The organism is Vogesella sp. LIG4, from assembly GCF_900090205.1.
Lineage (GTDB): Bacteria > Pseudomonadota > Gammaproteobacteria > Burkholderiales > Chromobacteriaceae > Vogesella.
Map to the genome: position 1 here is coordinate 2,848,616 of NZ_LT607802.1, position 23,698 is coordinate 2,872,313.

Consider the following 23,698-nt stretch of genomic DNA (forward strand, 5'->3'; position numbering starts at 1 on the left):
ACATGACGACAAAGCAACTGCCCTGCGGCCCGGTAATGGCGGACGTGGCCGGCTTCAGCCTGAGCGACGAAGAACGCCAGCGCCTGTGCCACCCGCTGGTGGGTGGCGTGATCCTGTTCCGCCGCAATTTCCAGGATATCGAGCAGCTCAAGGCGCTCACCGCCGAGATTCGCGCCTTGCGCAGCCCGGCGCTGCTGATCGCCGTCGACCACGAAGGCGGCCGTGTGCAACGCTTCATCGACGGCTTCACCCGTCTGCCGCCGATGCAGCTGCTGGGCCAGTTGTGGGACAGCGCCGGCGCGACAGCGGCGGAAGCCGCCGCCGACAACGTCGGCTACGTGCTGGCCGCCGAACTGCGCGCCTGCGGTGTGGACCTGTCGTTCACCCCGGTGCTGGACCTGGACTGGGGCCAATGCGCGGTCATCGGCAACCGCAGCTTCCACCGCGACCCGGCGGTGGTATCGGCACTGGCCGTGGCGCTGCAGCGTGGCCTGCAGCGCGGCGGCATGGGCAGCTGCGGCAAGCACTTCCCCGGCCACGGCTTTGTCGAGGGCGACAGCCACCACGTGATTCCGGTGGATGCGCGCAGCCTGGACGCGCTGCGTACCGACGACCTCAAGCCGTTCGCCGCGCTGGCCGCCGCCGGCATGGCCTCGGTGATGCCGGCGCACGTGGTGTATCCGGCGGTGGACAGCCAGCCGGCCGGTTTTTCGCGCGTGTGGCTGCAGGACATCCTGCGCGCCGAGCTGGGCTTTGACGGCGCCATCTTCTCCGACGACCTGACCATGGAAGGCGCCGCCGGTGTCGGCGACATCGTGGCGCGCGCCGAAGCGGCATTTGCCGCCGGCTGTGACATGGCGCTGGTGTGCAACCGCCCGGAGCTGGCCGACGAGCTGCTGGCGCGGCTGGTGCCGCCGCAACTGCCCAAGCTGGCCGAGCGTCTGGCGCGCATGGCCGGGCAGGGCGAGGTGGCCGACTGGCAGGCGCTGCTGGGCAGCGAGGCATTCCGCGCCGCGCAGCAGGCGGTGCTGCAACTGGGGCTGCCGCGCGAAACGCTGCAGGGGCCTATCGTCGGTGAGGCCTACTGAGCCGCATCCGGCTGTCGTCATGCAAAAGCCCAACCGTATGGTTGGGCTTTTTGCTTGTCGGGCCATGGCAAGGTTGGCCGCAAGGCGCTAGTTGCCTTCCTCGCGCCAGCGCTGCTGGTTCTTTTCGATCAGCTGCTCCATCACCTTGCTGTCCACCAGCTTTTTCATCGCCTTGTTCAGGCGCTGGTACAGCTCGTCGCTGAAGCAGGACGACTGGTGGCCCAGCGTCAGGTACAGCGGCTCGCGGGTGATGGTGCCGCTGGCGGTTTTCAGGTTCTGCAGCCCCAGGCGGTTGGCGTAGGCCTGGGCCGGTGCGTCCTCGTAGATCAGGTAATCGGCGCGGCCCATGCTCAGCATGCGCAGCGCATTTTCCACACTGCCCACGGTTTCGATGTTCAGGCTGTGCTCGGCAAAGCGGTCGAATTCTTCGCCGAAGCTGTTGTTCACCACGGTAACGCCGCGGTAGCCCACCAGGTCCAGCCAGCGGGTGTAGTTGAACGGCTTGCTGTCGCGCATCCAGATCGCGGTGCGGGTGATGGTGAGCGGCGTCTGGATGTAGCTCATGTACTGGCGGCGCGGCTGGGTGAAGAAGGCGCCGGCAATCAGGTCGATGCGGCCATCGCGTACCGATTTCTGCACCCGCGCCCATGGCCCGCCGTAGTTGATGCTGATCGGAATGCCGACTTCACGCGACAGCATCTGCATCATGTCGGCGGCGGCGCCGATCAGGCGCTTGTCGTCATTCGGGTCCACCCACAGGTATGGCGGGTACTCCGGGTTGCCGGAAGCAACCAGGCGCGCACAGGGGACCGAGGCAATGGCTTGCTGACACGCCAGCAGGCCTGCAACGGCGAGCAGTGCATGCAGGTGGTAAGGCAGCAAACGCTTGAAAATTCGCATATTGGGTGGGCTGTACTTCGATTACAGCTCGTCAGTCTAGGTAAGCGGCAGGGGGAGGGCAAGCGCGCAGGCTTTGATTATTTGATCCAATTAAAAGAATTTTTGCATTGTGCGCCGGCGGCAACTGCCATGGCGCCGTGCCGTACTGACAAGCTGCTGTTTAGGCTGGCGCATATCCATAATGGGTTATCGATAGGTATTAATTGTATCGGTTGTCATTTTGCAACTGTTTGAACTTTGTCTGACAATATTCTGCTGGGGCGCCGACAGGGGTGGATGGTGCTGCATGCCCTGCTGGCTCGCGCGCAGTCCGTTGCCGCCATGCCGGCCGCTAGCGTGCCGTTTCGCAGCGGCCGGCGCCGGCATTTGCCGCTGGAAGTGCGGCGGTGGCCAGCAGGGCTGATGCCGATCATTCGATGGCTACATTTAATGCTACGTTCGTTTTCGATATGTCTGATACTGATGGTATTGCCTTTTTGACCGTTTTTCACATTTAGGATGCCGCCTCCTCCATCCCCTTACCTGTCACGCCGCGACTGCCTGCATGCGGTACTGCTGGCCGTGTTGTCCGGCGCCGTGGCGGCTTGCCGGCCGCCGGTGCCGCTGCTGCGGGTCGGCAGCAACGGCTGGCCTGGTTACCTGATGCTGGAGTTGGCCGCACAAAGCGGGCTGTATGCGCCCGAGCAGATTCGCGTCATCCGCTTTCCTTCCTCCACCCTGGTCATGCAGGGCCTGTCTTCCGGTGCGCTGGAAGCGGCCTGCCTGACGCTGGACGAAGTGCTGAGCATGCGGGCGGAAGGGGTGCCGCTGCAGGTGGCGGCAGTACTGGATATTTCCGCCGGTGCTGACATGCTGCTGGTGCGGGATGGCATTGCCACATTGGCGCAGCTGGCCGGCAAGCGCATCGGCGTGGAGCAGAGCGCGGTGGGCGCGGTGATGCTGGACGCGGTGTTGCAGCAGGCGCATCTGCAGCCGGCGGACATCACGCTGGTGCCGTTGCTGGCGAACCGGCATGAGCAGGCGTTCCTGTCCGGCGAGTTGGACGCGGTGGTGACGTTCGAACCGCATGCCAGCCGACTGATGGCCGCCGGGGCAAAACTGCTGTTTTCCAGCATGGCGATTCCCGGTCGCATCCTCAATGTGCTGGCGGTACGCAGCGATGTGGTGGATGAACAGCACCGGCACCTGCAACTGCTGCTGGACGGCCACTTCCGCATGCTGACCGGTTTCATCCAGCAGGAGCGCGGCGTGCTGTCCGGCCTGGCCACGCTGCTGGCCACCGACGGGCAGGCGGTGAAGTCGCTGTACTGGGGGCTGCGCATGCCGGACCGGCAGGAGAACCAGGACTGGATCACCGGCCAGTCGCCGCTGCTGCTGCCGGCGGCCAGGCAGCTGCAGCAGGTGATGCAGGCAGCTGGGCTGCTGCGCAGCAACGCGTCGCTGGACCAATTGCTGCTGCCATTGTCGGGTGGCGCATCGTGATGCGCGTCGGCTCCTTCAAGCTGCTGTCCAGCCTGGCGGTGATAGGCGTGGTGCTGCTGACCCTGGGCGGCGCCTTTTTCATTGCGGTGGACAGCCGCACCCAGTCCGAATACATCGATGCCCAGCGCGACGGCCTGCAGGACGTATTCCGCCTGAGCCAGCTCGCCCAGAGCGAGAGCAGCCACAGTGAAATCGACAGCGAGCTGGCGATGCTGGCCACCGATCCGCGCGTGCGCCAGGTGCTGCTGGCCGATCCGCAGCATGTCATCCGCTATGCGCTGGACCGCCAGCTGCTGGGGCAGGGCCTGGACAGCCAGGACGGCATCACGCCGGAGCTGCTGCAGGCGCTGCACGACAGCAGGCTGGGCACGGCGCTGGTGGACAAGTCGCAGCAGTCGGTGCTGGTGGGCATCGGCTATACCCCGCTGGAAAAGGACACCGTGCGCAGCAGTCAGCGTGGCCTGGTGCTGATCCGCTTCCAGCTGCACGACACGCTACGGCAGATGAGCTGGCAGGTGGCACAGGTGTTTGTCTGGCCGGCGGCGATGCTGTTGCTGCTCGTGCTGCTGCTGGGCTGGCTGGCGCAGCGTTACGTGCTGGGGCCGCTGGGGCGGCTACGCCTGGCCGTGCTCGACTATGCGGCCAACGGTAGTTTGCAGCCGCTGCCGCAACAGGGCGTGAGCGAGGTGCGCGGCTTGCTCAAGGCCTTCAACGCCATGCAGCAGCATCTGCAGGATACGCTGGACATGCTCAAGACCCAGCGCTTGGCCGCAGCGCAGCTGGCGCAGGAGCGCGAAGCCTTGCTGCAGGCGATTCCCGACCACCTGTTCGAAATGTCGCCGGAAGGGCGCTTCCTGCAGGTGTGGTCCAGCAGCCAGCGCGGGCTGGCCGAATCGCGCGAGCAGCTGCTGGGCAAGCTGGTGCACCAGGTAATGCCGCTGGATGCGGCCGATACGGTGTGCCAGGCGATTGGCGAGGCCCTGGCCGAGGGCGTGTCGCGCGGGCGGCGCATCTGCCTGTTTGTCGATTGCCAGCCGCGCTGGTTCGAGCTGTCCGCCGCGCGCAAGGAAGCCGCCGGCAGCGAGGTCAGCTGCATCCTGCTGGCGCACGACAGCACGCTGCGCAAGCACGCCGAAGACGAGCTGCAGCTATGGGCGCAAGTGTTCGCCGCCGCGCATAACGGCATCCTGGTCACCGACAGCTTCCGCAACATCGTGCAGGTGAACGCCGCCTTTACCCGCATTACCGGCTACGCGGCGGAGGACATCGTGGGCAAGACGCCGAGCATCCTGTCCTCCGGGCGGCACGACCAGGCGTTCTATCACCGCATGTGGCAGGAAATCACCACCCGTGGCCACTGGCAGGGCGAAATCTGGAACCGCCGCAAGAGTGGCGAGATCTTTCCGGAGTGGCAGTCGATTTCCGCGGTACGTGGCGAGGATGGCGAAATCAGCCACTACATCAGCGTGTTCAGCGACATCAGCAGCCAGAAGGAGGCCGAGCAGTACATCCGGCGGCTGGCCTATTTCGACAGCCTTACCGGGCTGCCCAACCGCGCGCTGCTGCAGGATCACGCCAGCCAGGCGCTATCGCTGTCGCGGCACGACGATACACCGCTGGCGCTGATGTTCATCGACCTGGACCGCTTCAAGAACATCAACGACACCCTGGGTCACAGTATCGGCGACCAGTTGCTGGTAGAGGTTGGCCGCAGGCTGCTGGCGCTGCTGCAGGAAAAAGACACCCTGACGCGGCTGGGCGGTGACGAGTTCATCATCCTGCTGCCGGAAACCGATGAATCCGCCGCCGGCCACCTGGCCGAGCGGGTAGTGCGGGAGCTGTCCACGCCGTATCACCTGAGCGGCTACGAGCTGATCACTACACCGTCCATCGGCATCGCCATGGCGCCGGTGGATGGCAGCAACCTGGAGGAGCTGCTGCGTGCCGCCGACGCTGCCATGTACCGCGCCAAGGCCGAGGGGCGCAGCACCTTCCGCTTCTTTACCGCGCAGATGCAGCAGCGTTCCGCAGCGCGGCTGAAGCTGGAGGCCGAATTGCGCCGCGCGCTGGAAAAGCGCGAGCTGCAGCTGTACTACCAGCCGCAGAGCGATATGCACGGCCACTTGATCGGCATCGAGGCGCTGCTGCGCTGGCAGCATCCGGAACTGGGCATGGTGGCGCCGGTGGAATTCATTCCGCTGGCGGAAGAAAGCGGCCTGATCGTGCCCATCGGCATGTGGGTGCTGGAAGAAGCCATTGCGCAGATGCGCAACTGGCGCGAACGCGGCATCCACGTGCCGATAGTGGGCGTCAACCTGTCGGCGCTGCAATTCCGCCAGCCGATGCTGGTAGAGCAGGTGGCACGCCTGCTGCACGAGGCGGCCTTGCCGGCGGAGTGCCTGGAGCTGGAGCTGACCGAAAGCCTGGTGCTGGATGATCCGGACGATGCGCTGGGGCTGATGGAGCGCCTGCACCAGCAGGGTGTGCGGCTGGCCATCGACGACTTCGGTACCGGCTACTCCTCGCTCAACTACCTGCGGCGCTTCCCGGTGGACCGGCTGAAGATAGACCGCAGCTTCGTGCAGGATCTGGCGCAGGGGCGGGGTATCGCCATCGTGCGCGCCATCATCAGCCTGGCGCATTCACTGGGCTTCGTCACCATTGCCGAGGGGGTGGAAACGCCGGAGCAGCTGGAGCAGCTGCGGCGGCTGCGCTGCGACCAGGTGCAGGGCTTCCTGTTCGCGCGGCCGATGTCGGTGCGCAACCTGGAGGACTGGCTGCTGCGCCACCGCAGCGTGGGGCCGGATGGCGAAAGCTGGACCTTCGACATCTGAGCCTGAGGTTGGCCGCATGCAAAAGGCCCGCCGATGGCGGGCCTGGTCATTGCAACACGGTAAGGGCGATCAGGCGTCCAGACCCTGCTGCACCAGCGCGGCGGCGCGTACTACCGCGCGCGCCTTGTTCTGGGTTTCCTGCCATTCCGATTCCGGCACCGAGTCGGCGACGATGCCGGCGCCGGCCTGCACGTACAGGGTGTCGTTCTTGATCACCGCGGTGCGGATGGCAATCGCCATGTCCATGTCGCCGGTAAAGCCAAGGTAGCCGACGGCGCCGCCGTACACGCCGCGCTTGGTGGGCTCGAACTGGTCGATGATTTCCATCGCCCGCACCTTGGGCGCGCCGGACAGCGTACCGGCCGGGAAGGTGGCCTTGAGGATGTCGATGTTGGACACCGCCGGCTTCACCGTGCCTTCCACGCTGGAGACAATGTGCATCACGTGCGAGTAGCGCTCGATCACCATATTGTCGGTGATGCGCACGCTGCCGGTGTCGGCCACGCGGCCAACGTCGTTGCGGCCCAGGTCCATCAGCATCACGTGCTCGGCGATTTCCTTCGGATCGGCCAGCAGCTCGTCGGCCAGTGCCTGGTCTTCCTCGCGGCTCTTGCCGCGCGGGCGGGTGCCGGCGATCGGGCGCACCGTCACGGTATCGTCCTCGCGACGCACCAGGATCTCCGGCGAGGCGCCCACCACGTGGAAGTCGTCGAAGTGGTAGTAGAACATGTACGGCGACGGGTTCAGGCTGCGCAGCGCGCGGTACAGCGACAGCGGTGCGTCGGTGTAGGGCATGCTCATGCGCTGCGACAGCACCACCTGCATGATGTCGCCGTCCAGGATGTATTGCTTGGCTTCGCCCACCGCCTGCTTGAACGGCTCCTGGCCGTATTCGGATACCGCCTCGGTGGCCGGTGACGGCAGCGACAGCGGAATGCTCACGTTCTCACGCAGCTTGCCGCGCAGCTGGTTCAGGCGCGTCTGTGCCTTCTGCAGCGCGTTGGGTACCGCCGGGTCGGCGTAGACCACCAGGTAGAGCTTACCGGACAGGTTGTCCACCACGGCCAGTTCTTCCGACAGCATCAGCAGGATGTCCGGGGTGCCGATCGGGTCCGGCTTCTGCGTTGCGGCCAACCTTTTCTCGACGTAGCGCACGGTGTCGTAGCCGAAATAGCCCACCAGGCCACCGGTAAAGCGCGGCAGGCCGGTGATCGGCGGGGTGTTGAAGCGCGCCATGAAGCTGTCGATGAAACCCAGCGGGTCGCCTTCGTGGCGCTCGATCACCTTGTCGCCGTACTCCACCTGTACGCTCTGCCCCTGCACGCGCAGGCGGGTGGTGGCCGGCAGGCCGATGAAGGAGTAGCGGCCGAAGCGCTCGCCGCCCACTACCGATTCCAGCAGGTAGGAGTAGGGCTGGTTGGCCAGCTTCAGGTAGACCGACAGCGGGGTGTCCAGGTCGGCGAACAGTTCCAGGGTGACGGGGATGCGGTTGTAGCCGGCAGCGGCCAGCTCGGCAAAGCGTTGTGGCGTCATGATGATGAATCCGGGAAACGTCAGATAGGCGAAAGGCGCGGCGCGCCAGGTACGGTCAGGGCGGAGGGGCGCTTAGTGTTGCCATCGCCAGCTGGCGCGGTTGGGCAGGAATTTCATCGCGGATCGGATAAGAGTCATCAACAGAATATGCCGGGGCATTGTGGCGGCGCGGGCGCTTGTTGGCAAGCCCGGCGGGCTTGCCAACAAGCGCCCGGCGCCTTGCCATACTCAGTCGCGGCGGTGCACGTGCGGGTCGCGCGATTGCTTGAGCAGGCTGTACAGGTCCACCAGGCTGCCCACAATCAGGTCGGCGCCCAGCGTGGCGGCATCGCGGTAGCCGTAGCTTACCGCCGCTGCCACTGCGCCGGCCCTGCGTGCGCAGGCGATATCGTTTTCCGAATCGCCCACCAGCAGCATCTCCTGCGGTTTCACGTCCAGCACCGTGGCGGCGTGCAGCAGCGGCAGCGCGGAGGGTTTTTTCTCGTCCAGGCTGTCGCCGCCGAGGATCATGCTGAAGGCGCTGTCGATGCCCAGTTGCTGCAGCAACGGCACGGCCAGGAACTGCGATTTGTTGGTGATCACCACCAGCGGCAGGTCCAGTGAACGCAGCAGGCCCAGCGCGTCGGCCACGCCGGGGTACATGCGGGTGTGCACGGCAAGGTGCTGGCGATAGTGGCGGATGAACAGGTTGAAACCCTGGGTCCAGGTGGCTTCGTCGCTGTGCTGGTCGAAGCTGTCGGTCAGCGTGCGGTGCACCAGGCTGCCCACGCCGTCGCCCACGTAGCTGGCAACGCGCGCTTGCGGCAGCGGTTCGAGGTTCATGGCTTCGCGCATGGCGTTGGCGCTGGCGGCCAGGTCGGCGATGGAGTCCACCAGGGTGCCGTCCAGGTCGAAGGCGACGGCTTTGATGTGCTTCAGGTTCATGGTTTCTATCGAAAAGCGGGGAATGCCGCATTGTACCCGATGGTGACAAACTTGTTCCGCGGCTGCCTTCGAGGCTAGCATGCGTGTTTCCATTGTCATCCGAGGTTGTTGCTCATGCCGTTCCGCCCCAGAAGCCGGCGCCTGCTGCCCGCGGCGCTGCTGCTGCCCGTGCTGCTGGCTGCCTGCGCCGTGTCGCCACTGGAAGGCAAGCGCGCCGACCAGGCGGCCGTCTACACCCTGTATCACCACACCGCCGATGCCCGCTACAACTTCAGCGGCGAATCGCGCCTCACCAGCCTGCACGTGCCCGGCAAGCGCGGCGAGGAGGAGGCGGCATTGCTGCAGGAGGTGGCCGGGTCGTTCCACATGCAGTACGACGGTGCGGTGGACATGGCGCAGCATCGCGTCGAGCTGATTCCCACCCTGCGCTTTGCCCGGCCCAATGCCGAAGCCTGGGTGCGCTTCCCCCTGCTGCTGCAACTGGACACCCTGACGCTGTATCTGGATGCCTCGGCGGCAGATCTGTGGTTGCCGGCGCTGAGTCACAAGCTGGTCAAATTCCAGCTGCCGGAAGACAAGCTGCGTGAAATTCCGGTGGCCGCGGTGCTGGCTGACTTGCCCGATATCGTGCAGCGAGTCTATTCCGCGGTGGAGAAGAAGGCGTACAGCTACCAGCCGCTGAGCAGCGCGGACGAAAAGCTGGGCGCGCGCTACCGCATCCGCCTGGCGCTGGATCCGGTGGCCGGCCGCGTGCTGTCGCGGCAGATGGTGGCCGAGCTGGTGAACAGCCTGCGCAGCCATGGCGCCAGCCAGCAGGTGCTGACCGTGGCGCAGCGCGTGCTGCAAGGGGCGGAAAGCGGGCAGTTCCAGCAGCAGAGCCGCACCGATCTGCTGGTGAGCAGCGCCGGGAGGCTGCTGGCGGTAGAGGAGCAGCGCAGTATGGCGCTGCCGGGGGATGATCCGCTGCGTTTCGCCTTTACCACCAGGCTGAATATCAGCAACGACGGCAAGCCGGTGTTCACCCTGCACCCGGTTGCGGCCAACGTGGTGGATTACCGCGAGGTGAAGCTGCCGGCGTGGATGACGCCGCCGACCCCGCCCGCCGCCGCGGCCAGCGCGCCGGGTGGCGTGGCGCCGCCCCAGCCGGCGCAACCGGTGCCGCCGGCGATCAAGCCCAAGCCGGGCAAGCCGAAAAAACTGCTGGCGCCGGTGATGTACTGAGCTGCGGTTTATTGCGCGCGCTGCAAACAAAACACCCCGCATTGCGGGGTGTTTTCATATGGCGCTGGCGGGAGCGTAGAACCTGTTTACGATCTGGCGAGCTAGGGCGAGACAAGGCGAAAACGGCTGAGGAAGCGGAATTGACATGAAGTCAATGAGCATTCCGAAGGTGTTTTTAACGCCGTATCGCCGACGCGTAGCAGATCGTAAGCGGGTTCTTAGAGCTGGCGGATATCCAGCACCGACTGGCTGCCAAACGCCGGGCTATCGAGATAGCCGACGATGCGCGCCGCGGCGGCCTCCGGCGTGGTCAGTTCGCCATCCGCCTTCAGTGCCTCGAAGCGCGGGCGGCCCGGAAATGCCGACGGGTCGGCAGAGCGGATCTCTGCCTGCATGCCGGTATCGATCACACCCGGATACAGCGATACCGCCAGTGCCGGCACCTCGCGTGCAGCCTGTTCCACTGCCAGGGTGCGCGTGAAGTGGTCCAGCCCGGCCTTGGTGGCGCAGTACACCGCCCAGCCCGGGTAGGGGTTGGCCGCAGCGCCGGAGGAGATGTTGATGATGCGGCGCTGGCTGCTGGCCGGCGTGTGCGCCAGAAAGTGGCTGCATAGCAGCATCGGCGCGGACAGGTTCAGCGCCACCGCCTGCAGCGTGGCGGCATCCGGCAGCGCATCGGCGCTGGCGATCGGCTGCACGGTGCCGGCGTTGTTGATCAGCGTGTAGCTGGCGCAACTGCCCAGTGCTGCCAGCGCGCGCTCCATGATCAGCGGCAGCAGCTGGCTGTCGGCCAGGTCGGCGTCCAGCGTGATCAGCTGCGGGTGCTGCGGCAGGCTGCCGCAGTCGCGGGCGATGGCCGCCACGCGGTAGCCGTCGGCCAGCAGCTGCGCGCTCAGCGCGGCGCCCAGGCCGCGCGAGGCGCCGGTGACGATGGCTGCCTTCACGCGCGTTGCACCCTGGCCAGTTCGGCGCGCATGGCGTCGATCACCGCCTTGTAGTCCGGCTGGCCGTAGATGGCGCTGCCGGCCACGAAGGTGTCGGCGCCGGCGGCCGCCACTTCGGCGATATTGTCCACCTTGATGCCGCCGTCCACTTCCAGCCAGATCTCGCCGCCGTGCTGGGCGGTGTACTCGTCGATGCGCTGGCGCACCGCGCGCACCTTGGCCAGCGTCTGCGGGATGAACTTCTGGCCGCCAAAGCCAGGGTTCACCGACATCAGCAGCACCATGTCCAGCTTGTCCATCACGTGGTCGAGGAAGGACAGCGGCGTGGCCGGGTTCAGCACCAGGCCGGCCTTGCAGCCGGCGTCCTTGATCAGGCCCAGGGTGCGGTCGATGTGGTCGGACGCTTCCGGGTGGAAGGTGATGATGTCGGCGCCGGCCTTGGCAAATGCCGCCGCCAGATTGTCCACCGGCTTCACCATCAGGTGCACGTCGATGGGTGCGGTGGTGTGCGGGCGGATGGCCTGGCAGAACATCGGGCCCATGGTCAGGTTGGGCACGTAGTGGTTGTCCATCACGTCGAAATGGATCACGTCGGCGCCGGCGGCGATGACGTTGCGCACTTCATCGCCCAGGCGGGCAAAGTCGGCGGACAGGATGGACGGGGCGATACGGAACTGGCTCATGGCGTGTGCGGAATGCGGTTCGGAAAATGGCGGTCATTGTACGCGATAGCAGCCGGGCGGCGCGACGTGGCGTAGAATCAGGTATCAGTTGTTGCCACGAGGAATCACCGTGAGCCAGAAATATCACATCATTGTCGAGGCCCAGGCTTTCTACCTGGAGGAGCACTCCAACGCCATCGACGACCAGTACGCCTTTGCCTACCGCATCACCATCCGCAATGGCGGCGAAATACCGGCACGGCTGCTTACCCGCCACTGGTACATCACCGACGCCAACGACCACGTGCAGGAAGTGCGCGGCGCCGGCGTGGTGGGCGAGCACCCGCACCTGGCGCCGGGCGAGGAATTCACCTATACCAGCGGCGCCACCATCCGCACGCCGTACGGCACCATGCGCGGCAGTTACCAGATGGAGGCGGACGACGGCACGCGTTTCGATGCCGACATTCCCGAGTTCCACCTCATCGCCCCGCGCGTGCTGCACTGACCTTGTTCACTACTGGTTAGAGCCTGTTGACGATCTCGACCGTAAACAGGCTCTGAAGGTTGGCCGCATGGCCGGCCGCTGCCGCTAACCCTGCCCGACACATGCGACATTACGCCCATAGCTCCGGGTCGGCGCCTGCCGACCGCAACGATCTGCAAACCCTGAAAACCCTGCTGCCCTACCTGTGGCGCTTCAAGTGGCGCGTGCTGCTGGCGCTGGTGTGCCTGATCGCCGCCAAGGTGGCCGGGGTGATGACGCCGCTGTACCTGAAGGACATCGTCGACCAGCTGTCGATCCGCAACGTGGTGCTGGCCTTGCCGCTGCTGGCGCTGGCCGGCTACGGCCTGGCGCGGCTGTTGTCCAGCGTGCTGGGCGAGCTGCGCGACGCCATCTTTGCCCGCGTGGTGCAGGGTGCGGTGCGCAGCGTGGCGCGCGAGGTGTTCGCCCACCTGTTCCGGCTGTCGCTGCGCTTTCACCTGGAGCGCCAGACCGGCGGCATGAGCCGCGACATCGAGCGCGGCACCAAGGGCATCGGCTTCCTGCTCAACTTCACCGTGTTCAACATCCTGCCCACGCTGGTGGAGATTTCGCTGGTGATCGGCATTCTGCTCAAACGCTACAGCGTGTGGTTCGCGGTGGTGAGCTTCGGCACCATTGCCGTCTATGTGGCTTTCACGCTGCTGGTCACCGAGTGGCGCACGGTGTTCCGCCGCAGCATGAACGATCTGGATTCACGGGCCAACAGCAAGGCCATCGACGCGCTGCTCAACTACGAGACGGTGAAGTACTTCGGTAACGAGAATTACGAGAACCAGCGCTACGACGCCAACCTGGCGGCGTGGGAGCGCTCTGCGATCAAGAACCAGGTGTCGCTGTCCGGGCTGAATGCCGGGCAGGGCGCCATCATCGCCACCGGCGTCACGCTGGTGATGTGGTTGGCCGCACGCGGCGTGGTGCGCGGCGAGATGACGGTGGGTGACGTGGTGCTGGTGGCTACCTTCCTTACCCAGCTGTGGGCGCCGCTGCACTTCCTAGGCTTCATCTACCGCGAGATCAAGCATTCGCTGGCCGACATGGAGCGCATGTTCACGCTGCTGAGCGTGGGTGCCGAAGTGGCCGACCGCCCCGGTGCGCAGCGGCTGGACAGCCGCGAGGTGGGCATCCGTTTCGAGCAGGTGAGCTTCGGCTACGACGCCAAGCGCCAGATCCTGCACGAAGTGGATTTCGACATTCCCGCCGGCCAGACGGTGGCGGTGGTGGGCGCCAGCGGCGCCGGCAAGTCCACGCTGTCGCGGCTGCTGTTCCGCTTCTACGACGTGTCCGGCGGCAGCATCCGCTTCAACGGCGTGGACAGCCGCGACATCAGCCAGGACAGTCTGCGCGCCCACATCGGCATCGTGCCGCAGGACACGGTGCTGTTCAACGACAGCATCTACTACAACATCGCCTACGGCCGGCCGGACGCCAGCCGCGACGAGGTAATCGAGGCGGCCCGCTCGGCGCATATCCACGACTTCGTGATGAGCCTGCCGGACGGCTACGACACCACGGTGGGCGAGCGCGGGCTGAAGCTGTCCGGCGGCGAGAAGCAGCGGGTGGCGATTGCGCGCACCATCCTGAAGAACCCGCCGGTACTGGTGTTCGACGAGGCCACCAGCGCGCTGGATTCTCGCACCGAAAAGGCGATCCAGGCCGAGCTGATGAGTATTGCGGCCAACCGTACCACGCTGATCATCGCCCACCGGCTGTCCACCATCGCCGACGCCGACTGCATCCTGGTCATGGAGCAGGGCCGCATCATCGAGCGCGGCACCCACCGCGAACTGCTGGCCACAGACGGGCGCTATGCGCAGATGTGGCGGCTGCAGCAGGAAGGCGAGCAGCAGGAGCTGGCCTGAGCGATGCCGTAAAGCAAAACGCCCCGCATTGTGCGGGGCGTTTTGCTGTGGCCTGCCGGGCTTACTGGGCAGCCTTGTGTTTGCGCAGGCGCTTGTGGTGGCGCAGCGCTTTCTTGCTCTTGCCTGTCGCCGGCTTGCCGGCCTTGTGAACGGCGGCCTTGGCGGTTTTGGCCGGAGCAGCGGCGTGATGCACCTTGCCGTGGCGGGCCTTGGCGTGTGCCTTGCCCTGCTTGAGCGGGTGCTTTGCCTTGCTGGCATGGCTGGCAACCTTGCTGGCGTGATGCTTCACGCGGCCGGATTTGCCAACCCGCGGCTGCTTGCCGGCGGAGTGTGCTTTAGCCGCCTTGTGTTTGGCGTGCTTGCCGCTGGCTGCGTGCTTGCGCGGCGTGCCGGCGTCGGCGGTACCTGCCGCCGGCTTGATGCTGGCAGCCGGCTGCGGTTTCGCTTTCGCCTGCTTCACCGGTTGCGCCGGCTGGAAGTCGCCAGGCAGCGGGATGTCTTCGTTTTCTGCTTGTGCAACGCCAGCGGAAAATGCCATGACGGCAAACAGTGCGGCGGCAAGGGTGCGGTTCAATTCCATTGGTCCGGATCTATAAATCTTAGTGATTTCAATAACAAACAAGGGCCGTTTGTGGCCCCTGGGTGAGGTTGCTATATTAGCACGCCACTGCCGTTGCATGAGCAACCTTGCCGCTTTCGCGCCCGGAGAACTCGTCGAGTGATACAGACAAGAACAATACTGCTGGCCGGTCTGCTGCTGGCGCTGTGTACGCTGCCCGGTTGCGACGCGCAGCAGGCGGCCCCGCCAGCCGCGCAGCCGGATGCGGCGACAAGCGGCAAGCTGTACGTGGTGGGTACCGATGCCAGCTATGTGCCGTTCGAATTCCAGAACGAGCAGCGCGAAATTGTCGGTTTCGACGTGGAGGTGCTGACGGCGGTGGCTGCCAAGGGGGGCTTTCGCGTCCGCTTCGTGAATACCGCGTGGGAAAGCATCTTTACCGCCCTGGCGCAGGGCGACCGCGACATCCTGGCTTCCGCCATCAGCATCACCGAGCCGCGCCGGCAGCAGATGGATTTTTCCGACCCGTATTTCGTGGCGCGCCAGCTGATTGCGGTCGGCAAGGGCAATGCCGCCATCCGTCATCTTGCCGACCTGAAGGGGCGCAAGGTTGCGGTGCAGGCCGGTACTACCGGCGACGAGGCGTTGCAGCAGTTGCAGGGCGCGGTCGATGTCCGGCGGTTTGCCAGCATGCTGCAGGCCTTGCGGGCTGTGGAGAGCGGCGAGGTCGAGGCGATGGTGGGCGATAACGGCGCGGTGGCCCACTATGTGGCCAGCAATCCGCGGCACAAGTTGGCCGCAGTGGCGGACGACGCCAGTTTCAGTCCCGAGTTCTACGGTTTTGCCGTGAAGAAGGGCAACCGGGCCTTGCTGGACAAGCTCAATATCGGCATCGCCGCCATCAAGGCGGATGGCAGCTACGACCGTATCTACCGGAAATATTTCAGCGGGCTGTAAGCCTGTTTGGCGCTGCCGGGGCAAGAAGCTGCGGGCAGGCTTGCGCACGCAGCTTGCAGGAATGGCCGGATACCCCGGCCATTGAGAGGTTTGGCAAATGGGAAGGCTGTCGATTCAAAGGCTTGTCTGGAGCAGCCCGGCTTGGCCGGGTCCGGTAGAGTCTAAACGGGGCACTTTGTCAGCAGCCTGAAAGGCCGGAAACCCCGGCCTTTTTTGCGTCCGTCATCCCCTGTGGCTGCCGCGTCGGGCGGGGCTTTGTGGTAGAATGCGACGATAATTTTGCTCAAGTTAACGGATTTCCATGACCGATCAGCTTTTTGCCAAGGAAACACTCCCGATTAGCCTGGAAGAGGAGATGCGCCGTTCCTATCTCGATTACGCCATGAGCGTGATCGTAGGCCGCGCCCTGCCGGACGTGCGGGATGGCCTGAAACCGGTGCATCGCCGCGTGCTGTTTGCCATGCACGAGCTGTCCAACGACTGGAACCGTGCCTACAAGAAGTCCGCCCGTATCGTGGGCGACGTGATCGGTAAATACCACCCGCACGGCGACTCGGCGGTGTACGACACCATCGTGCGCATGGCGCAGGACTTCTCGCTGCGCTACCCGCTGGTGGATGGCCAGGGCAACTTCGGTTCGGTGGACGGCGATAACGCCGCGGCCATGCGATACACCGAGATCCGCATGGCGCGCATCGCGCACGAGCTGCTGGCGGACATCGACAAGGAAACTGTCGACTTCGGCCCCAACTACGACGGCTCCGAGCATGAGCCGCTGATCCTGCCGTCGCGCATTCCCAACCTGCTGATCAACGGTTCGTCCGGTATCGCGGTGGGCATGGCGACCAATATCCCGCCGCACAACATCACCGAAGTGATCAACGGCTGTCTGGCGCTGCTGGACAACGGCGAGCTGACCATCGACGAGCTGATCGACATCATCCCGGCGCCGGACTTCCCCACCGCCGGCATCATCTACGGTACCGCCGGCATCAAGGAGGCGTACCGCACCGGCCGTGGCCGCGCCATCATGCGCGCCCGCGTGCATTTCGAAGACATCGGCAAGGGCGACCGCCAGGCCATCATCGTCGACGAGATTCCGTACCAGGTGAACAAGGCGCGCCTGCTGGAGCGTATCAGCGAGCTGGTGCGCGACAAGCAGATCGAGGGCATCTCCGACCTGCGCGACGAGTCGGACAAGTCCGGCATGCGCGTGGTGATCGAACTCAAGCGCGGCGAAATGCCGGAAGTGGTGCTCAACCACCTGTACAAGCAGACCCAGCTGCAGGACAGCTTCGGCATCAATATGGTGGCGCTGGTGGATGGCCAGCCGCGCCTGCTGAACCTGAAGCAGATCATCGAAGAGTTCCTGCGCCACCGCCGCGAGGTGGTGACCCGTCGCACCATTTTCGAACTGCGCAAGGCGCGTGAACGCGGCCATATCCTGGAAGGTCTGGCCGTGGCGCTGTCCAACGTGGACGAGATCATTGCGCTGATCAAAGCTTCCGAAGCGCCGCCGCAGGCCAAGGCCGCGCTGATGGCCAAGGCCTGGCGCTCCGAGCTGGTGGAAAGCATGCTCGCCCGCGTGGACCAGAGCCAGGCGCGCCCGGACGGGCTGGCCGAGAACTTCGGCATCAAGCCGGAAGGCTACTACCTGTCGGAAACCCAGGCCCAGGCGATTCTGGACCTGCGCCTGCAGCGCCTTACCGGCCTGGAGCAGGACAAGATCGTCGGCGAATACCGCGAGATCATGGACACCATCATGGATCTCATCGACATCCTGGCCCGCCCGGAGCGCATCAACCAGATCATCCGCGACGAGCTGAACGCCGTCATGCTGCAGTATGGCGATGGCCGCCGCTCCGAGATCGAGCCGTTCGGCGGCGACATCAATATCGAAGACCTGATCACCCCGCAGGACATGGTGGTGACGGTCACCCACGGCGGCTACCTGAAGGCGCAGCCGGTGGACGACTACCAGTCGCAGCGTCGCGGTGGCCGTGGCAAGCAGGCTGCCGCCACCAAGGACGACGACTTCATCGACACCCTGTTCGTGGCCAATACCCACGACTACGTGCTGTGTTTCTCCAGCTTTGGCCGCTGCTACTGGATCAAGGTGTACGACATGCCGCAGGGCGGTCGCACCAGCCGTGGCAAGCCCATCGTCAACGTACTGCCGCTGGCCGAGGGCGAGAAGATCAACGCCATGCTGCCGGTGAAGGCTTTCACCGGCAACGAGGCGGAGCTGGACGACGACGCCGAGGTGAGCGACAAGGTCAAAGGCCCGTTCGTGTTCATGTGTACCGCCAACGGCACCGTGAAGAAGACCCCGCTGGAAGCGTTCTCCCGTCCGCGCAGCGCCGGCATCATCGCGGTGAAGCTGGACGAGGGCGACAAGCTGGTGGGCGTGGCGCTGACCAGCGGCAGTGACCAGATCATGCTGTTCTCCGACGCCGGCAAGGCAGTGCGCTTCGATGAAGCCAATGTGCGCGCCATGGGCCGTACCGCCGGCGGCGTGCGCGGCATGGCGCTGGGTGAAGGTCAGCAGCTGATCTCGCTGCTGGTAGCCAACAGCGACGAGCAGCAGGTGCTCACCGCCAGTGATGGCGGCTACGGCAAGCGTACCCGCGTCGGCGAATTCCGCCATACCAGCCGCGGCACCCAGGGCGTGATCGCCATGGACCTCACCGACAAGACCGGCCTGGAGCTGGTGTCGGCCAGTCTGGTGGAAGACAGCGACGACGTGATGCTGATCACCACCGGCGGCGTGCTGATCCGCACCAAGGTGGCGGAAGTGCGCGAAACCGGCCGCTCGGCACAGGGCGTGCGCCTGATCAACCTGGACGACGGCGAGAAGCTGATCTGCCTGGTGAAGGTGGCCGAGAGCGAAGACAGCTGCGAGGACGAAGCCGAAGGCGAGGGCGACGAGTCTGCGGCCAACGTTGAGGAAGTCTGAGCATGAGCGAGGCACCGGCTAACGCGGCACTGCTGCAGGCGATGGGGGAGTTGTTCGTCTCCTTCCCGCACTGCGTCACCCTGGGGCTGCAGTACCTGGGCGCCGTGGGCCGCAAGCCCACGCTGAAGGTGGAATGGCGCGACGACCTGGTGGGCAACCCGGCCACCGGCGTGGTGCACGGCGGGGTGATCACCTCCATCGTCGATACCTGCAGCGGCATTGCCGTTACCGCGCACATGGACGAACTGGAAACCATCGCCACGCTGGATTTGCGCATCGACTACCTGAAGGCGGCTACGCCGGGCAAGGCCATCTACTGCACCGCGGAGTGCTACCGCATGGCCAACCAGATCGCCTTCACCCGCGCGGTGTGCTATCACGACAGCCCGGATGATCCGATTGCCCACGGCGTTGCCACCTTCATGCGCGACTCCAACCCGAAACCGATGCTGCCGAAGGAGGGTGCGGCATGAGCACCTTCATGGAGACTTTCGCCCAGCTGCGCGACGAGAAGCGCTACGATGAAATCATCGCCGCAGTACCGTACGCCAGGCTGATGGGCGTGGAGTTCGGCGAGGACGAGCAGGGCGAGCTGCTGTTTCGCCTGCCGTTCCTCGAACGCAATGTGGGCAACGTAACGCTGCCGGCACTGCACGGCGGCCTGATCGGCGGCTTCTTGGAAAACGCCGCGCTGCTGCACCTGATGTGGAATCGGGAATCGATGACCACGCCGAAGATCGTCGACTTCTCGCTGGACTACCTGCGCTCCGGCCGGGCGCAGACCCTGTACGCGCAGTGCGAGATCACCAAGCAGGGCAAGCGCGTGGCGCATGTGCTGATCGAAGCGTGGCAGGAAGACCGCAGCAAACCGGTGGCGGTGGCGCGTGCCCACTTCCTGCTGAGTCCCGGCAGCTAGCAACAACAAAGCCACGCTAAGAGCGTGGCTTTTTATTCGAATCAGAGACAAAGAGATTGGGAACTGACATGGCAAAGGTGTACAACTTCTCCGCCGGCCCGGCAGTGTTGCCGCACGAGGTGCTGGCCACGGCACAGGCGGAACTGCTGGACTGGCATGGCTCCGGCATGTCGGTGATGGAAATGAGCCATCGCGGCAAGGAGTTCATGGAGATCATCCACGAAGCCGAACAGGATCTGCGCGAGCTGCTGCAGGTGCCGGCCGGCTACAAGGTGCTGTTCCTGCAGGGGGGCGCCTCGCAGCAGTTCTCCATGGTGCCGCTGAACCTGGCGCCGGCCAATGGCGTGGTCGATGTGCTGGATACCGGCCACTGGTCCAAGCTGGCCATCAAGGAAGCCAAGCGCTACACCCATGTCAACGTGGTGGCCAGCAGCGCCGACCGCAACTATGCCTACGTACCGGCGCCGGACACTTGGCAGCGCAGCCCGGAAGCCGCCTACTTCCACTACACCTCCAACGAGACCATCGGCGGCCTGCAGTACAGTGATATCCCACAGCTGGGTGATACCCCGCTGGTGTGCGACATGTCGTCCGACTTCCTGTCGCGCGAGATCGACGTATCCAGGTTCGGCCTGATCTACGCCGGTGCGCAGAAGAACATCGGCCCGTCCGGCCTGGTGGTGCTGATCGTGCGCGAGGACCTGCTGGGGCACGCCCAGCCGCAGACGCCGACCATGCTGAACTACCAGATTCACGCCGATGCCGACTCCATGTACAACACCCCGGCTACCTATCCGATCTATATCGCCGGCCTGGTGTTCAAGTGGCTGAAGGCGCGTGGCGGCATCAAGGGCATTCAGGCGCGCAACGAGGAAAAAGCCGGCCTGCTGTACCACGCCATCGATAGCAGCGACGGTTTCTACGGCAGCCATATCGACGCGCCGTTCCGCTCCAAGATGAACGTGGTGTTCAGCCTCAAGGATGCGTCGCTGGAAGAGCAGTTCCTGTCCGAGGCCAAGAAGAACGGCCTGGTGCAGCTCAAGGGCCATCGTTCGGTGGGCGGCATGCGTGCCTCCATCTACAACGCCATGCCGATCGAGGGTGTGAAGTCGCTGGTGCACTTCATGCTGGACTTCGCCCGCCAGCACGGCTGATCGCACCGCTTGCGGCCAACCTTTGGCCATCAGACAATCCGGCCCGCCTGCGCGCGGGCCGAATTGTTCTTAATGCTGATCAAGCTGTTTTCGCCGTGGGCTGGCGATGGTGGCCGAATGGTTGCACCATGCAGGAAACAATCGGAAAGCATTATGAAAATCTCTCCCCTGGCCAGCCTGTTGCTGGCCGCCAGTGCCATCGTGTCGCTCAGCATGGGCGTACGGCATGGTTTCGGCTTTTTTCTGCCGCCGATGACGCAGGCGTTTGGCTGGACCCGTGAAACCTTCGCGCTGGCGCTGGGTTTGCAGAACCTGGTGTGGGGTGCATCGCAGCCGTTTGCCGGCGCCTTTGCCGACCGTTACGGGCCGGGCAGGGTGCTGGTAGCCGGCGGCGTGCTGTACTCGCTGGGGCTGGCGCTGATGACGGTATCGGCCAACGGCTGGCTGCTGTCGGGCTCCGCCGGGCTGCTGATCGGCCTGGCGCTGTCCTGTACCACCTACAGCGTGGTGTACACCGTGATCGTACGCGCGGTGCCGGACAGCTACCGCTCCAGTGCCATGGGGCTGACCGCCGCGGCCGGTTCCTTCGGCCAGTTCATCATGGTGCCCGTCGAGCGCGGCCTGATCGACGGCATGGGCTGGCTGCCGTCGCTGCTGGTGCTGGCGGCGGTAGCGGCGCTGCTGGTACCGTTGGCCGCACCGATGCAGCGCGCCTATGAACGCGCACCGCTGGTGGTGGCGTCTACGCGCGGCGTATGGCACGGCATCGTGCAGTCCTTCAGCGACGCCTGGCGGCAGCGTTCCTTCCGCCTGCTGATGGCCGGCTACTTCGTGTGCGGCTTCCAGGTGGTGTTCATCGGTGTGCACCTGCCGGCCTACCTGCGCGACCACGGCCTGAGCGGCAATATCGCCAGCACCGCGCTGGCGCTGATCGGCCTGTTCAACGTGTTTGGCACCTACTGCTTCGGCAAGCTGGGCGGGCGTTATTCCAAGCCCTACCTGCTGGCTACGATCTACCTGGTGCGCAGCGTGGTGATCGCGCTGTTCCTGATGCTGCCGCTGAGCGGCACCTCGGTGGCGGTGTTCGCCGCCGCGATGGGCTTTCTGTGGCTGTCCACCGTGCCGCTGACCAATGGCGTGATTGTCGGCATGTTCGGCATCCGCAACCTGGGCATGCTCTCCGGCGCGGTGTTCTTCTCGCACCAGGTGGGCAGCTTCCTCGGCGTATGGCTGGGCGGGCTGATCTATGACCGCACCGGCAGCTACAACCTGGTATGGGGCATGGCCATCGCGCTCGGTGTGGCGGCGGCACTGGCCAACCTGCCGGTGAAGGAAGCGCCGGTCGGCGCTGGCGTGCAGGCATGAAGCTGCTGGCCTGGGGGCTGCTGACCGCCATCGCGGCGCTGGGCTTCTGGGCCTATCTGCAGCCCCTGTTTGTCGTCAAACTGGGTAATATGCTGTCAGCCTGTTTTTAAGGAGTACGACATGCTGACTGCTGCCCATCGCAATCGCTTGCAGCAACTGTGGCAGGAGGGCGAGGCGCATGATGCGCGCCACAGCGCCCGCGCCGACAAGCGACTCAACATCACGCCGGATACCGGGCTGTTCCTCTACCAGCTGGCGCGCGCCCGCAAGGCGATGGCGCTGCTGGAGATCGGCACCTCCAACGGCTACTCCGCGGTATGGCTGGGCCTGGCGGCGCAGGCCAACAAGGGCCGGCTGCGCAGCGTGGACAACAGCGCGCACAAAACGGCGCTGGCCAGCGCCATGCTGGACTCTTTCGGCCTGCAACAGAGTGTGAGCCTGCATACTGCGGATGCCTTCGAGCTGCTGGCCGCCTGTGACGACGAATCGGTGGATATGCTGTTTCTGGATGCCGATCGGTCACGATATGCCGGCTACTGGCCGGAAATTGCCCGCATCCTGGCTCCGCGGGCGGTACTGGTGATGGATAATGCCGTTTCCCATGCCGAAGAGTGTGCCGATTTCCGTGCTGCGGTGCTTGCGACGCATGGCTATCTCGCGGAAACTTATCCTATCGGTAAAGGCCAGTTTGTCATCCTGAAAGACCTCTGAATCGTGTCGGAAGAACTGCTCAAGCAACATCGCGATGCTATCGACAGCATCGATATCCAAATTCTCAACCTGCTCAACCAGCGTGCCCAGCATGCCCGCGACATCGGCGAGATCAAGGGCGGCGGCATCATCTACCGCCCGGAGCGCGAAGCCCAGGTGCTGCGCCGCATCAAGGACCAGAACCCCGGCCCGTTGCCGGGCGAATCGGTGGCGCGGCTGTTCCGTGAAGTGATGTCGGAATGCCTGGCGCTGGAAAAGCCGTTGTCCATCGCCTACCTGGGGCCGGAGGGTACCTTCACCCAGCTGGCGGCGCTGAAGCACTTCGGCCATGCCGCGCGCACCGTGGCCTGCGGCTCCATCGACGAAGCCTTCCGCCTGGTGGAATCGCGCACCCTGGACTACGTGGTGGCACCGGTGGAGAACTCCACCGAGGGCGCCATCGGCCGCACCCTGGACCTGATGGTCAGCTCGCCGCTGAAGATCTGCGGTGAAGTGGTGCTGCGCATTCACCACCACCTGCTGCGCAAGGATGCCGCCATGGATGGCATCCGCCGCGTGTACGCCCACGCCCAGGCGCTGGCGCAGTGTCACGAATGGCTGAACAAGAACCTGCCGGACAGCGTGGAGCGCGTGTCGGTGGCCAGCAATGCCGAGGCGGCCAGGTTGGCCGCAGAGGAGCCGGACTGCGCCGCGATTGCCGGCCAGGCCGCCGCCGAGCGCTACAGCCTGATCAAGCTGGCGGAAAACATCGAGGACGAGCCGAACAACACCACCCGCTTCCTGGTGCTGGGCCACCAGGACGTGGGCCCCACCGGCCAGGACAAGACCTCGCTGGTGGTGGCGGCGCCGAACCGCCCGGGCGCGGTGCACTACCTGCTGGAGCCGCTGGCGGCCAACGGCGTGTCGATGACCAAGTTCGAATCGCGCCCGTCGCGCGCCGGGCTGTGGGATTACGTGTTCTTCATCGACATCGAAGGCCACATCCAGGACGCCAACCTGACCCAGGCGCTGGAGGGGCTGCGCGAGCGCACCGCCTTCGTCAAGGTGCTGGGAGCCTACCCGCAGGCGGTACTTTAAGTTGCTGTC

20 protein-coding genes are annotated in these 23,698 nt (G+C 65.1%); 14 read left to right on the forward strand and 6 right to left on the reverse strand.

All coding sequences use genetic code 11. The features are described 5' to 3' along the window. Positions 1 to 2 precede the first annotated feature (2 nt). Entirely contained in the window at positions 3 to 1,088 is a 1,086-nt protein-coding gene (gene nagZ, locus PSELUDRAFT_RS13395; RefSeq protein ID WP_088967308.1) for a beta-N-acetylhexosaminidase, read from the forward strand. Between the two features lie 87 nt (positions 1,089 to 1,175). On the opposite strand, the gene PSELUDRAFT_RS13400 is transcribed toward nagZ, so the two are convergent. Continuing rightward, complete coding sequence (locus PSELUDRAFT_RS13400; protein WP_088967309.1) at positions 1,176 to 1,988, reverse strand: ABC transporter substrate-binding protein; 813 nt, start codon at positions 1,986 to 1,988, stop codon at positions 1,176 to 1,178. A 498-nt stretch (positions 1,989 to 2,486) separates the two neighbouring features. Here PSELUDRAFT_RS13400 and PSELUDRAFT_RS13405 point away from each other — a divergent pair, with 498 nt between their 5' ends. Together PSELUDRAFT_RS13405 and PSELUDRAFT_RS13410 are read left to right on the forward strand one after the other, a co-directional pair. Continuing rightward, the gene (locus PSELUDRAFT_RS13405; RefSeq protein WP_088967310.1) at positions 2,487 to 3,470 is read left to right on the forward strand and encodes an ABC transporter substrate-binding protein; all 984 of its coding nucleotides are present in this window, start codon (positions 2,487 to 2,489) and stop codon (positions 3,468 to 3,470) included. Continuing rightward, entirely contained in the window at positions 3,470 to 6,304 is a 2,835-nt protein-coding gene (locus PSELUDRAFT_RS13410) for an EAL domain-containing protein (RefSeq protein ID WP_088967311.1), read from the forward strand. The genes PSELUDRAFT_RS13405 and PSELUDRAFT_RS13410 overlap by 1 nt, the downstream gene beginning before the upstream one ends. Before the next feature lie 69 nt (positions 6,305 to 6,373). Here PSELUDRAFT_RS13410 and trpE read toward each other — a convergent pair whose 3' ends face one another. Both trpE and PSELUDRAFT_RS13420 read right to left on the reverse strand, forming a co-directional pair. Further along, positions 6,374 to 7,840: an anthranilate synthase component I gene (trpE, locus tag PSELUDRAFT_RS13415; RefSeq protein ID WP_197694003.1), complete on the reverse strand. Its 1,467-nt coding sequence runs from the start codon at positions 7,838 to 7,840 to the stop codon at positions 6,374 to 6,376. 225 nt (positions 7,841 to 8,065) lie between these two features. Next, complete coding sequence (locus PSELUDRAFT_RS13420; protein ID WP_088967313.1) at positions 8,066 to 8,761, reverse strand: phosphoglycolate phosphatase; 696 nt, start codon at positions 8,759 to 8,761, stop codon at positions 8,066 to 8,068. A gap of 114 nt (positions 8,762 to 8,875) precedes the next feature. On the opposite strand from PSELUDRAFT_RS13420, the gene PSELUDRAFT_RS13425 reads away from it, so the two are divergent. Then, complete coding sequence (locus tag PSELUDRAFT_RS13425; RefSeq protein ID WP_088967314.1) at positions 8,876 to 9,982, forward strand: hypothetical protein; 1,107 nt, start codon at positions 8,876 to 8,878, stop codon at positions 9,980 to 9,982. Between the two features lie 218 nt (positions 9,983 to 10,200). On the opposite strand, the gene PSELUDRAFT_RS13430 is transcribed toward PSELUDRAFT_RS13425, so the two are convergent. Together PSELUDRAFT_RS13430 and rpe are read right to left on the reverse strand one after the other, a co-directional pair. Beyond that, positions 10,201 to 10,926: an SDR family NAD(P)-dependent oxidoreductase gene (locus PSELUDRAFT_RS13430; RefSeq protein WP_088967315.1), complete on the reverse strand. Its 726-nt coding sequence runs from the start codon at positions 10,924 to 10,926 to the stop codon at positions 10,201 to 10,203. After that, positions 10,923 to 11,609: a ribulose-phosphate 3-epimerase gene (gene rpe, locus PSELUDRAFT_RS13435; RefSeq protein WP_088967316.1), complete on the reverse strand. Its 687-nt coding sequence runs from the start codon at positions 11,607 to 11,609 to the stop codon at positions 10,923 to 10,925. Before rpe ends, PSELUDRAFT_RS13430 begins: the two co-directional genes overlap by 4 nt. A 109-nt stretch (positions 11,610 to 11,718) precedes the next feature. Between rpe and apaG the strand changes: the two genes are divergently transcribed. Then, positions 11,719 to 12,096, forward strand: a complete 378-nt coding sequence (apaG, locus tag PSELUDRAFT_RS13440) for a Co2+/Mg2+ efflux protein ApaG (protein ID WP_231895219.1) — start codon at positions 11,719 to 11,721, stop codon at positions 12,094 to 12,096. Between the two features lie 101 nt (positions 12,097 to 12,197). After that, complete coding sequence (locus PSELUDRAFT_RS13445) at positions 12,198 to 13,994, forward strand: ABC transporter ATP-binding protein/permease (protein WP_088967317.1); 1,797 nt, start codon at positions 12,198 to 12,200, stop codon at positions 13,992 to 13,994. Between the two features lie 61 nt (positions 13,995 to 14,055). Here the strand turns inward: PSELUDRAFT_RS13445 and PSELUDRAFT_RS13450 are convergent, their stop codons facing one another. After that, on the reverse strand, positions 14,056 to 14,616 hold the full coding sequence (locus PSELUDRAFT_RS13450) for a hypothetical protein (RefSeq protein WP_157725130.1): 561 nt from the start codon (positions 14,614 to 14,616) through the stop codon (positions 14,056 to 14,058). A 96-nt stretch (positions 14,617 to 14,712) separates the two neighbouring features. On the opposite strand from PSELUDRAFT_RS13450, the gene PSELUDRAFT_RS13455 reads away from it, so the two are divergent. The 8 genes from PSELUDRAFT_RS13455 to pheA all read left to right on the forward strand — a co-directional run bounded on the left by PSELUDRAFT_RS13455 (position 14,713) and on the right by pheA (position 23,689). Then, entirely contained in the window at positions 14,713 to 15,510 is a 798-nt protein-coding gene (locus PSELUDRAFT_RS13455) for a basic amino acid ABC transporter substrate-binding protein (RefSeq protein ID WP_088967319.1), read from the forward strand. A 301-nt stretch (positions 15,511 to 15,811) separates the two neighbouring features. Further along, positions 15,812 to 18,466, forward strand: a complete 2,655-nt coding sequence (gene gyrA, locus PSELUDRAFT_RS13460; protein ID WP_088967320.1) for a DNA gyrase subunit A — start codon at positions 15,812 to 15,814, stop codon at positions 18,464 to 18,466. A gap of 2 nt (positions 18,467 to 18,468) precedes the next feature. Further along, the gene (locus PSELUDRAFT_RS13465; protein WP_088967321.1) at positions 18,469 to 18,939 is read left to right on the forward strand and encodes a PaaI family thioesterase; all 471 of its coding nucleotides are present in this window, start codon (positions 18,469 to 18,471) and stop codon (positions 18,937 to 18,939) included. Then, on the forward strand, positions 18,936 to 19,382 hold the full coding sequence (locus PSELUDRAFT_RS13470; protein ID WP_088967322.1) for a PaaI family thioesterase: 447 nt from the start codon (positions 18,936 to 18,938) through the stop codon (positions 19,380 to 19,382). The genes PSELUDRAFT_RS13465 and PSELUDRAFT_RS13470 overlap by 4 nt, the downstream gene beginning before the upstream one ends. A gap of 68 nt (positions 19,383 to 19,450) precedes the next feature. Then, positions 19,451 to 20,536, forward strand: coding sequence for a 3-phosphoserine/phosphohydroxythreonine transaminase (serC, locus tag PSELUDRAFT_RS13475; protein ID WP_088967323.1), 1,086 nt, complete (start codon positions 19,451 to 19,453; stop codon positions 20,534 to 20,536). A 153-nt stretch (positions 20,537 to 20,689) separates the two neighbouring features. Continuing rightward, positions 20,690 to 21,901, forward strand: a complete 1,212-nt coding sequence (locus PSELUDRAFT_RS13480) for an MFS transporter (protein ID WP_231895220.1) — start codon at positions 20,690 to 20,692, stop codon at positions 21,899 to 21,901. A 120-nt stretch (positions 21,902 to 22,021) separates the two neighbouring features. After that, positions 22,022 to 22,612: an O-methyltransferase gene (locus PSELUDRAFT_RS13485; RefSeq protein WP_088967324.1), complete on the forward strand. Its 591-nt coding sequence runs from the start codon at positions 22,022 to 22,024 to the stop codon at positions 22,610 to 22,612. Positions 22,613 to 22,615: 3 nt separating this feature from the next. Continuing rightward, positions 22,616 to 23,689 (forward strand): prephenate dehydratase, encoded by a 1,074-nt coding sequence (pheA, locus tag PSELUDRAFT_RS13490; protein WP_088967325.1) that lies wholly within the window; start codon positions 22,616 to 22,618, stop codon positions 23,687 to 23,689. The last annotated feature ends 9 nt before the right edge of the window (positions 23,690 to 23,698 follow it).